The 9,015-nt window shown below is 59.7% G+C and carries 12 protein-coding genes; 8 read left to right on the top strand and 4 right to left on the bottom strand.

What is annotated here, in order from left to right:
- Positions 1-356: 356 nt before the first annotated feature.
- Positions 357-707 (bottom strand): hypothetical protein, encoded by a 351-nt coding sequence (locus tag FV220_RS22545; RefSeq protein ID WP_147833302.1) that lies wholly within the window; start codon positions 705-707, stop codon positions 357-359.
- A gap of 197 nt (positions 708-904) precedes the next feature.
- Between FV220_RS22545 and FV220_RS22550 the strand changes: the two genes are divergently transcribed.
- Positions 905-1,543 carry a hypothetical protein gene (locus FV220_RS22550; protein WP_147833303.1) on the top strand — a complete coding sequence of 213 codons (639 nt, stop codon included), beginning with the start codon at positions 905-907 and terminating at the stop codon, positions 1,541-1,543.
- A gap of 436 nt (positions 1,544-1,979) precedes the next feature.
- Here FV220_RS22550 and FV220_RS22555 read toward each other — a convergent pair whose 3' ends face one another.
- Positions 1,980-2,549 carry a recombinase family protein gene (locus FV220_RS22555; RefSeq protein ID WP_147833304.1) on the bottom strand — a complete coding sequence of 190 codons (570 nt, stop codon included), beginning with the start codon at positions 2,547-2,549 and terminating at the stop codon, positions 1,980-1,982.
- A gap of 213 nt (positions 2,550-2,762) precedes the next feature.
- Here FV220_RS22555 and FV220_RS22560 point away from each other — a divergent pair, with 213 nt between their 5' ends.
- From FV220_RS22560 to FV220_RS22580, 5 genes are all read left to right on the top strand, one after another.
- On the top strand, positions 2,763-2,990 hold the full coding sequence (locus tag FV220_RS22560; protein ID WP_147833305.1) for a hypothetical protein: 228 nt from the start codon (positions 2,763-2,765) through the stop codon (positions 2,988-2,990).
- Positions 2,991-3,292: 302 nt separating this feature from the next.
- Positions 3,293-4,087, top strand: a complete 795-nt coding sequence (locus tag FV220_RS22565) for a BRO family protein (protein ID WP_210245968.1) — start codon at positions 3,293-3,295, stop codon at positions 4,085-4,087.
- 104 nt (positions 4,088-4,191) lie between these two features.
- Positions 4,192-4,632, top strand: coding sequence for a hypothetical protein (locus tag FV220_RS26255; RefSeq protein WP_147833306.1), 441 nt, complete (start codon positions 4,192-4,194; stop codon positions 4,630-4,632).
- Positions 4,633-5,257: 625 nt separating this feature from the next.
- The gene (locus FV220_RS22575; protein WP_147833307.1) at positions 5,258-5,539 is read left to right on the top strand and encodes a type II toxin-antitoxin system RelE/ParE family toxin; all 282 of its coding nucleotides are present in this window, start codon (positions 5,258-5,260) and stop codon (positions 5,537-5,539) included.
- An 18-nt stretch (positions 5,540-5,557) separates the two neighbouring features.
- Complete coding sequence (locus FV220_RS22580; protein WP_147833308.1) at positions 5,558-5,914, top strand: HigA family addiction module antitoxin; 357 nt, start codon at positions 5,558-5,560, stop codon at positions 5,912-5,914.
- 216 nt (positions 5,915-6,130) lie between these two features.
- Here the strand turns inward: FV220_RS22580 and FV220_RS22585 are convergent, their stop codons facing one another.
- Positions 6,131-6,661, bottom strand: coding sequence for a MucR family transcriptional regulator (locus tag FV220_RS22585; protein WP_147833309.1), 531 nt, complete (start codon positions 6,659-6,661; stop codon positions 6,131-6,133).
- Positions 6,662-7,018: 357 nt separating this feature from the next.
- Between FV220_RS22585 and umuD the strand changes: the two genes are divergently transcribed.
- Positions 7,019-7,411 (top strand): translesion error-prone DNA polymerase V autoproteolytic subunit, encoded by a 393-nt coding sequence (gene umuD / locus FV220_RS22590; RefSeq protein ID WP_147833312.1) that lies wholly within the window; start codon positions 7,019-7,021, stop codon positions 7,409-7,411.
- Positions 7,408-8,706, top strand: coding sequence for a Y-family DNA polymerase (locus FV220_RS22595; RefSeq protein WP_147833310.1), 1,299 nt, complete (start codon positions 7,408-7,410; stop codon positions 8,704-8,706). The genes umuD and FV220_RS22595 overlap by 4 nt, the downstream gene beginning before the upstream one ends.
- A gap of 63 nt (positions 8,707-8,769) precedes the next feature.
- On the opposite strand, the gene FV220_RS25670 is transcribed toward FV220_RS22595, so the two are convergent.
- A partial coding sequence (locus FV220_RS25670; protein ID WP_187273502.1) for a hypothetical protein occupies positions 8,770-9,015 on the bottom strand: 246 nt, incomplete at its 5' end.

Below are 9,015 nucleotides of genomic sequence, written 5' to 3' on the forward strand. Positions count from 1 at the left end.
GAGCTGCGCCAGGGCAGCCCGGCGCCGGGGCGGGCGGGCGCGCATCACCGCGGCGACGGGATCAGCGTGGACGTGGGCTTGGACGGCGATGAGCATGGTTCCTCGTTCCTCCGGTTCGGTGCGTCGACCGGAGAATCGATGAGTCATGAGGGGCTTAGCTGCAAGTGCTGCCCGCGGGTTATTCAGGGGAACCTTACGCCCGCTTAAGGACCCCTTTTACGGAACATAAACCCTAAAACTTGCCACGGCTTGGACAGGACGGCTTTGGATGCAAGGCAGGAGAGTAATCTGTCATAACCCTTTAAATATATAGTGTTGTTCGGTCTTCGTTTGCGCCTCAAAGGCATAGGTTAATTTTAATCTTTACGGCGGAGGCAGAGGGCATATGCCGTAGCATCTGCTGGGTTGCTATATACACAAGTAAAATATACACCATCAACACTACCAACATTTTGTATAGTGCCGCCGCCATTATTTATCTGACAATAGCCAGATACGATTAACTCCCTTTTACCGTAACATTCCGCTTGAAATGTTGTGGGACTTAACTTTCTTCCTGGATAAGCCTTGACTTCCAATTGTGACAAGACGTTATCGGCGCTGACTTCTGACATTTTGCCAGGTATCCAAGTTAATATTGGAGTTAACGCAGCAACGGTTAGGCTTGCTACTCCGCCGATCAGACCGGCGACATACATCTTCCACAAGGGAATTTCCTTTTAGCTTGTACACTTCTTTTACGATCCCAGCTATCCCGGTTTCGCATCGGCAGCTTCTATCTGTGTGGCGATAGTAGGCAATCTCCTAGAACGGATCCAATACATCTGCGGTCATGGCTACAAACTGCCCTACTACCCATCTCGCTATGTAGCGATGGGATCGCTCAACGCCCGGAGCCGATTTCGTGATCCTGGGTTTGGGCGGTTCTAGTAATTACAAACAGATGAAGATAGTCTCTCGGCCAAAGGAGAAATCTATGAGCCGATTTACAGATTTGCAGCAACAGCACAGCGCATGGCGTAATGCCCATTGGGAATATCGTATGAACTGTTCAATTTATATGAACGCTTTTACAAATCAGTTCCGAAAATACATTGAGGCGCCAGAGTATTATGATGATTATTCTGATGGTGTAGACCAGCCTAAGAAGGTAAAATATGTAGCTGTAGCTGAGGCCGAGATTAAATCAGATGGTTTTCATAAGCTTACCGAAATTCCCGCAACGCAAACGACAGCTACATTAGTTAAGGCTGACAATGGAAGGTGGGTCGCAGGGATCAAGCTCGTTGTTGATATGGCGGTAAACTCTTATCCTAAGAGTGCATACTTTTTTCCAATCGAGTTCGAAATCGAAGGCAACATATGCCGCATGGAGATCGGAGGCGAGACCGGCGGACAGTTCACGTACGATGTAAGCGATCCCAGCGGTCCTCATGAGGCTTTCGACTACATGATCGGCTGGCTTGGTGGGGTTTACGCTAGTAAGCCCTGGGAAACCTCGAAGAAGGGCCCCATGGGTTTCGTTGTAAACGGAAGCCGTTGAGGTACTTCCCCGCCGGTCCCGTGATCAGATCGGGGCGGCGGGGCTTTCCTCTGCCCGGATACCAAAACGATGAGGCTTCGGCTCCGGAGTTAGGGTGGACGTCTCCTGAGAAGCATGCCCTACTCATTGCCGAGAGCACTGATATTACGTCGATCCTAAGCTAAGCATCGTGGAACGAACCCCCGGCCGCCCAAGCGGTCGAGAGGCGGCCATACGTCAGGCGATAGCCCAGGCTAGCAGTAACATCCCGCCTGCGAACATCCCATAGGTGAGTACTACCGCTGCGACTTCGCGATGATGGTGCAGGGCGTTCCGAGAAGCGATCAGCAGCATGGAGAGGATGGCCGGGAAGGGGGTTGCATCCTCAATCTGCCGCATCACCCTGGCCTACGCGAGGCCTTCAGGGTCGGGAACAAAGAGAAAACATCGAGCGTGGCTAGGGGGCCACAGAAGTACTGTCCGGCTTGCGGAGGCAGCGGTGGACCGACCCCACGCCGATCCCAAGCTGCTTCGCGATTTTTGCCATAGAGAGCCCCTGAGCGGCCAAGGCCTCGATCTCGGCCGCCCGTGCCCGGGCCGTCGGCGCCCGGCCCCTGTAGCGGCCCGCGGCCTTCGCCTTCGCGATCCCCTCGCGCTGGCGCTCCAACATGATTTCCCGTTCGAACTGCGCGATCCCGCCCATTACGGTCAGGATGAGCTTGCCGGTTGGAGTGCCGGTATCGAGGCCAAGGTTCAGGATGCGGAGGGCGACCCCCTTCGCCGTGAGCGTATCGAGGATCGTGCCGAGATGCGAGACAGAGCGGGCTAGCCGGTCGAGGCGAGTCACGACGAGGGTGTCCCCCTCGCGGACGAAGTCGAGTGCCGCCGCGAAGTGCGGGCGCTCCCCAACCGATGAGACCTGCTCAGAGAACAGGCGCGCGCAGCCGAGGGCCGTGAGGTCCCTCGTCTGCGCTTCCAGGCCGGCGCCCTGCTCTAAGGTCGAGGTTCGCGCGTATCCGACGAGCATGCGTCCATTCCACTGGGATCTAAAACGTGATGCCGTATCCCATTCCAAAAATCAAAGGGTGGGCTTGTGGAACAGCCGAGGTCTAGGCTTGGAACGTTCCAGAAGGGCTTGCCCTAATGGAATATAGATATGCGGTGAACATTAAGATTGTGATGTGTCATCAAACTAAGGAGACCTTCCGCACGTTAAGACGGACCGAAGGAGAGGTGCAAAATGGCTCAGTATCGCTTGAAGGCCGCTAAGCGTGATGCGGATGGCAAACCAGGCCAACCTCTGTGGGATGACGTGATCGAAGCCTCGTCGGTTCAGGAGGCGATCCAGGCAGCTCGCCGCTATCCTGTCGATCGGTTTATCGACAACACAGACTATGCGTGGCTGACCGACGCGCATGGCACCCGGGTTTGGGATTTGAAGCTCGAAGAAGCTGGCGAGAACTTCTGAGCGAGCTCCCCTCCCCGAGGAGGGGGCGTTACAGAAAATAAAAAGGCGACCCGTCAGGGTCGCCCGGAGCAAAAGTAGATTTTTAGTAAACGGGGCTCTTGAACCGAACCTCGGCAATACCCATCTGTCACCGGCTTGCAGTGTCGCAGGCAGTTCCTGGCCTTAGGTGCGTCAACACCGAAAGCCTATGCGAGTCGAGCAGATTGGGTTTCTATGATGAGTGCCATGTGGGTATTTCATGCGGCATGTCAATAGGGAGTTATCTGTTTCTGCTCGTCCTAAATCCCTGAAAGGATGAGAAGTTGCAGTACGTTATGAAAATTTTTGAGGACCACGAACGCGATAAATTTCGCGTCATTGATCGCAAGGGAGAGCCCTGGTTCGTGCTCTCGGACGTGTGTGGGAAGCTCGAACTGGGCAACCCGTCCGCCACTGCCGCTCGGCTGGATGCCGAGGAGAAGGGTATCATTACTATTGATACCCTTGGCGGTCCGCAGAACGTGATGATCATCAACGAGAGCGGGCTCTACAGCCTGATCCTGACGAGCCGGAAGCCGAGCGCGAAGGCCTTCAAGAAGTGGGTCGTGGGGGAGGTTCTCCCCTCGATCCGCAAGACTGGCTCCTACCATGGCCGGACCCCGGCCTTCATCGCCCGGTACAATGCAAATTGGGACCGTGTCGATGCTGAGCATTTCTCGGTCATCAACGAGCTGACCGTGCACCTCTGGGGCCGTTTGGAGCACGCCGGTCGTATCATGGCTGACCGGGCACCGGATGGTAAGGAAAACCGCCCGGATGTGAGCGTTGGCCGCTGCTTCTCGGATTGGTTGAAGATCAACCACCCGACCGTGGCGGACACGTTTACCTTCTACCTGCACACGACGCCGGAGTGGGAGGGGCCTGCCCGGCAGTACCCCTATTCTATGCTGTCGTTGTTCCGCACCTATCTGGATAACGAGTGGATCCCGAAGCGGGCCGCTGGATACCTCAAGACCCGCGATCCGGCGTCTCTGCCCTACCTGCAGAAGCTCCTTCCCACGTCGACCAAGTCCAAGGCGATCCCTGGAACCACCCGGCCCATCCGCCGCGTAGCGTAACGGTTCTCAATGACCCCCATCCCCTCGGGATGTGGGTCAGCAGCCGGCCTTGCTCTCTCTGGCAAGGCCGGCCACGCTTGGCCCCGTTAGAGCCCGCCGAGCCCATGCCGATCCGCCGCGAACACCGCTTCTTCTATCCCATCGATTGGCCGCAGCTCTCCGCTGTGATCCGGTTCCGTCGTGCCAAGGGCCTGTGCGAGCAGTGCGGCCGACCTCATGGTCGGATCGTCCTGCACCTGGGGGACGGCCGGTGGTGGGATGCCGGCGCCGGCCAATGGCGCGACGGGCGCGGTCGACGGCTCCGCATACAGCCGAGCGAGGCCGAGATCGCCGCGGTGATCCGCACGACGAAGGTGTTCCTCGCGACGGCACATCGGAACCACGACACGTCCGTCAACGGGAACACGAACCTCGCGGCATGGTGCCAGCGCTGTCACATCCTTCATGACGGTCCAGAGCACCGCCGACGCCGGCATGTGACCTTGCATAGGCGCAAGGCCCTCGGCGACCTATTCCAGGGGCCTTACGGGGCGTCAGGATCGTAGACTGTGAGCGGGGAGTGGTGATGGAAGGCCGCGGGGCGCGAGGGCAGGCAGGGGCGCCCTGAGGCGACCCCTGCCCTCCACCCGCCATGCCGTCCGACTTACTCGCCAGAGCTACCCGGAGCAGCGGGTTGCGGGACGTGAGCGGGGCTAGGAGCCGGCTACTTCGTCGCGCCAGGGACACCTACCCCGTAGGCTACGGCGCTGCCAAGGTGACAGTGCCGCCTATCACCATGTTTCGGCAGATGCGCAGTCCAGGCGGCCGATCCATTGAAGTTCTGCCGGTATCGCTGATGGTTCGACCCGCTGTTCGCCTACCTCAGCGAGTATTTACCCGTGATTCGACTTCATGTAGTGAGGCGTCGTCACATTGGATCGTATGGCGCGCTGCCGCGGAGCGTGCCTTTGCTCTCCCTGATGGGAACCGAGCTGCGGTCGCCGGCCTGGATGGGTCGAGTGGGGCAAAGGGCGAAGCCTATGGGCCCGGTCAGTGTCGCGCTGGCCGGGCTCGCTCGTTTCCAAGCTCCCATCCCCTCCTACGCTTTGTTGCACTGAGTGGCGCATTTCGATTGACGTCGCTGTTGCAATGAGCGATACGTGTATCAACGAATGCAACACGGACGGCGTGATGATCCGCAGCTTTCACGACCGGATGACGGAGGCGGTGTTTCAGGGCCGCTGCCCGAAAGGCTTCCCAGCCGACCTCTTCAAGGTCGCCCGGCGCAAGCTTCGCGCATTGCACAACACCGTCGAGCTGAAGGACTTGAAGTCGCCGCCTTCGAACAAGCTTCACCCTCTGACCGGGGATCGCGCCGGGCAACATGCCATCGCCGTCAACGATCAATTCCGCATCGTCTTCGTCTGGACCGATGCGGGGCCGGAGCGGGTCGAGTTCACCGACTATCACTAGCCAGAGAAGGCAACCGCCATGTCCGACATGATCAGCATCACGACCCTTCGCCAGGCCTTCGAGGCCGGGGAGGACGTCGAGCGCCTTGCGCCGCTCCACCCCGGGGAAGTCCTACGCGAGGAGTTCATGGTGCCGCTCAAGCTGAGCGCTGGCGCGGTCGCCAAGGCGCTCGGCCTTCCTCGCTCGCGCATCGAGCGCATCGTGAAGGAGGAGATCGGCATCAGCACCGACACCGCCCTTCGGTTGGCCCGGTACTTCGGCACGTCGCATCAGCTCTGGCTCAACCTACAGGCCGATTTCGAGAGCGAAACTCTGCTTTCCGAGATCGGCCCGGAGCTGGATCGCATCGAGCCACTGCCGGCTGTCGCGGCCTAGTCCCGATCCGGGCCGGGCTGGTTCAGCCTGCTTGTTCGTCTGATAACCAGCTCGCCGGCATCATCCTGGCGAGCCAAGTTGCGTATCGGCTCCCTGTGAGATGGACGATCCACCCCGCTGGCCCCGTGAGCAGATCGGGGCGGCGGGGCTGAGCCCGCCTCCCCTATCAACCGTGGTGGGTCTCAGGACGGCCTAGGCGCCGTCCATGGGCTTCCATCAAGCTGCTGGCGCCTTACGAGGCCGACCGGCCTTCTTGGGCTTCTCAGGAGCCGGAGCGGCCTTCTTGCTGACTGTCTCCTCCGGGTCGGCCGATGGCGCGTTCGCTACCTTCCGACGTTGCTGCCCAAGACCAAGCGCACGAGCGAGTTCGGACCGCTGGGCGGAGTAAGCGGCAGAGGTCATGGGATAGTCGGCGGGGAGGCCGTACTTCGCCCGATAGGTCTCGGGAGACAGGCCGCGGATTGTTAGATGCCGACGAAGTGTCTTGTAGGGCTTGCCATCCTCGAAGCTGATTAGTGCGTCCGGCGTGATGGACTTCTTGATCTGCGCAGGCGTCAGCTTTTCGACCTTGTCCGGCGCCGATGCGCTCCCTCCTCCGGCTTTGAGGCCGCTGATCGCGGTGTGCACACTGCTCAGCAAGTCAGCCAATGCAGTGACCGGGACAGAATTATTGGACACGTAGGCGGCGACGATGTCCGCCGTGAGTTCGATGTAGTCAGCCTGAAAATCTTCAATGTGATCGGTCATAGCGGTTCTCTGAGGGCCAGTGATTTCCCAGTAGAGTAATCTCGGTGATGTTCACAACCGTTATGACGAACGATAATCATGGATATCGTTGGTGCTTCCTCATTTCTGCGTGATTAACGCCAATCAGGTCTGCTGATAGCAAAATTATAGGACGAACTGAACCGCCCGACGACAGCGCGCCTGTCCACGACGCAGAGGTGCCGGCTGCCGCCGGCACTACCTCACAACGAGCTTGACCGGGAACCCGTAGGATGTCTGTTCTCTTTCCGTTCTAATTCGGAAAGAGGGACGGTCGTGGGCGTGTATCGGATCGAGGAGCTAGCGCGAGACGGCGAAGGTGTTGTCCTCGTGCCGATCATGGGGCCGACGCTCTGTGCCGGCTTCCCCTCGCCTGCCGATGACTTTCTCGAAGGTGCCCTTGAGCTACCGCGCTGGCTCGCGCCGAACCCGCCCGCCACGTTCGCGTGGAACATATCCGGGGATTCCATGCGTGGCGCCGGCATCTTCGACCGCGATCTTGCCGTGGTGGATCGGAGCCTTAAGCCCACACACGACAGCGTGGTGGTCGCCGCGGTCGACGGGCAGATGTCGATAAAGCGCTTCCTCGTTGAGGAGCGGGTGGCGCGCCTCGCCTTCGACAACCCGGACCTCCCCGCCTTCGCCGTCGAAGAGGCCGCCGAGGCCGAGATATGGGGCGTGGTCCGGTTCTCAATCCGTTGGCACATCGCCCGGGGCGGGCTGGTCCGATGACCCGTGCCATCGCTCTGATCGATGGCAACAGCTTCTACTGTTCCTGCGAGCGGGTGTTCGATCCCAAGCTGATCGGCGTTCCGGTGATCGTCCTGTCCAACAATGACGGGTGCGCCGTGGCCCGCACTGCCGAGGCCAAGGCCCTCGGCATCCGCATGGGCGAGCCTTGGTTTAAAATCCAGGCTCTATGCAAGCGCGAGGGCGTGCGGGCGTTCTCGTCCAACTACACTCTCTACGGGGACATGAGCGCTAGGGCGAACGCGGTGTACCGCGACTTCGCACCGAGGGTAGAAATCTACTCGATTGACGAGAGCTTCCTCGACATCTCGGACATCCGTGAGGATCGGCGCCGGGAGCTTGCCCGCGACCTCCGCGCGACGGTGCGGGCCTGGACCGGCATCCCGACCTGCGTCGGGATTGGGCCGACCAAGACCCTCGCCAAGCTCGCCAACCATATCGCGAAGACGATCCCCGAGCTTCAAGGCGTCTGCGACCTCTCGGACGAGGACGAGCGCGCGGCATGGCTCTGCCGCATCCACGTCGGCGAGGTATGGGGCATCGGCCGGGCCTCCCTCGCTAAGCTCGAAGCCATGGGCGTGGACAGCGTGGCGGACCTACGCGACCTCGATCCCCGGCCCGTCCGTAAGGCAATGACGGTGGTGGGGGAGCGGATCATCCACGAGCTGCGGGGCCTTGCCTGCCTGCCGCTGGAAGAGCTGCCGGCACAGCGGAAGGGCTGTGCCGTCACCCGCTCGTTCTCCCGCCGGATCGAGGACCGGGAGACGATGGAGCAGGCGGTGTCAGCGCATGCGACCCGGCTCGGGGAGAAGCTGCGGCGCGGCGGCCTCGGCACGACCCACGTCACCGTCTTCTACCACACGTCAGAGCATGACCGGGGCGACCCGATGCGCTCGGTCTCCACCACCGTCACGCTGCCGGAGGCTACGAACGACACGCTGGCCCTCATCACGGCGGCACGGGCCGGAGTAGCGAAGACGTGGCGCGAGGCGCCAGGGGACCGCCCCTGGCGCTTCAGCAAGGCAGGCATCATCACCACAGACCTCGCGCCGCTGGAAAACGGACAACGCGCTCTGATCGGACAGCTCGACCGTGAGCGGAGTGGGCCGCTGATGGCTGCCATGGACGAGTGCAATCGGCGCTTCGGTCGTGGCGCCGTCGTGCCGGCGCGGGCCGGCCTTGAGGCGAAGCGGACGTGGTCGACTAAGTTCGAGATGCGCAGCCCTCGCTACACAACGCAGGTCGACGAATTACCTGTTGCGCATGCAGCAACGTAGAAAAATTACAATAATCTTATCGATTATTATCCATTTCTACTGAATGATCGATAAAATTATAAATCACATACCATATTTACGTCCAATCTCCTGTGCGCGCTGTTCGCCGAGCTTGAGACGACGCCATGTCTCGCCAATAAAATCTCCTTTCGATATTGGACAAAGATCGTTGGCTGTCTGAATAATTTTGGAAGTCTCATCTCTGCTGAATACAGAATCGCTAGCGAACCCTGCATCAACAACTTTTTTCCATTTTTTTGAAGTATATACAGCCATATCAGTTGACCATGCCCTAGCCAATCCATTTAC

Origin of the sequence: Methylobacterium sp. WL19, assembly GCF_008040005.1 — a bacterium.
GTDB classification, from domain to species: Bacteria; Pseudomonadota; Alphaproteobacteria; order Rhizobiales; family Beijerinckiaceae; genus Methylobacterium; species Methylobacterium bullatum.

Coding starts and splice junctions, on each gene's coding strand:
- FV220_RS22555 (WP_147833304.1), bottom strand. CDS start 2,549: ATGCTCGTCGGATACGCGCGAACCTCGACCTTAGAGCAGGGCGCCGGC.
- FV220_RS22560 (WP_147833305.1), top strand. CDS start 2,763: ATGGCTCAGTATCGCTTGAAGGCCGCTAAGCGTGATGCGGATGGCAAA.
- FV220_RS26255 (WP_147833306.1), top strand. CDS start 4,192: ATGCCGATCCGCCGCGAACACCGCTTCTTCTATCCCATCGATTGGCCG.
- FV220_RS22575 (WP_147833307.1), top strand. CDS start 5,258: ATGATCCGCAGCTTTCACGACCGGATGACGGAGGCGGTGTTTCAGGGC.
- FV220_RS22580 (WP_147833308.1), top strand. CDS start 5,558: ATGTCCGACATGATCAGCATCACGACCCTTCGCCAGGCCTTCGAGGCC.
- FV220_RS22585 (WP_147833309.1), bottom strand. CDS start 6,661: ATGACCGATCACATTGAAGATTTTCAGGCTGACTACATCGAACTCACG.
- umuD (WP_147833312.1), top strand. CDS start 7,019: ATGGGGCCGACGCTCTGTGCCGGCTTCCCCTCGCCTGCCGATGACTTT.
- FV220_RS22595 (WP_147833310.1), top strand. CDS start 7,408: ATGACCCGTGCCATCGCTCTGATCGATGGCAACAGCTTCTACTGTTCC.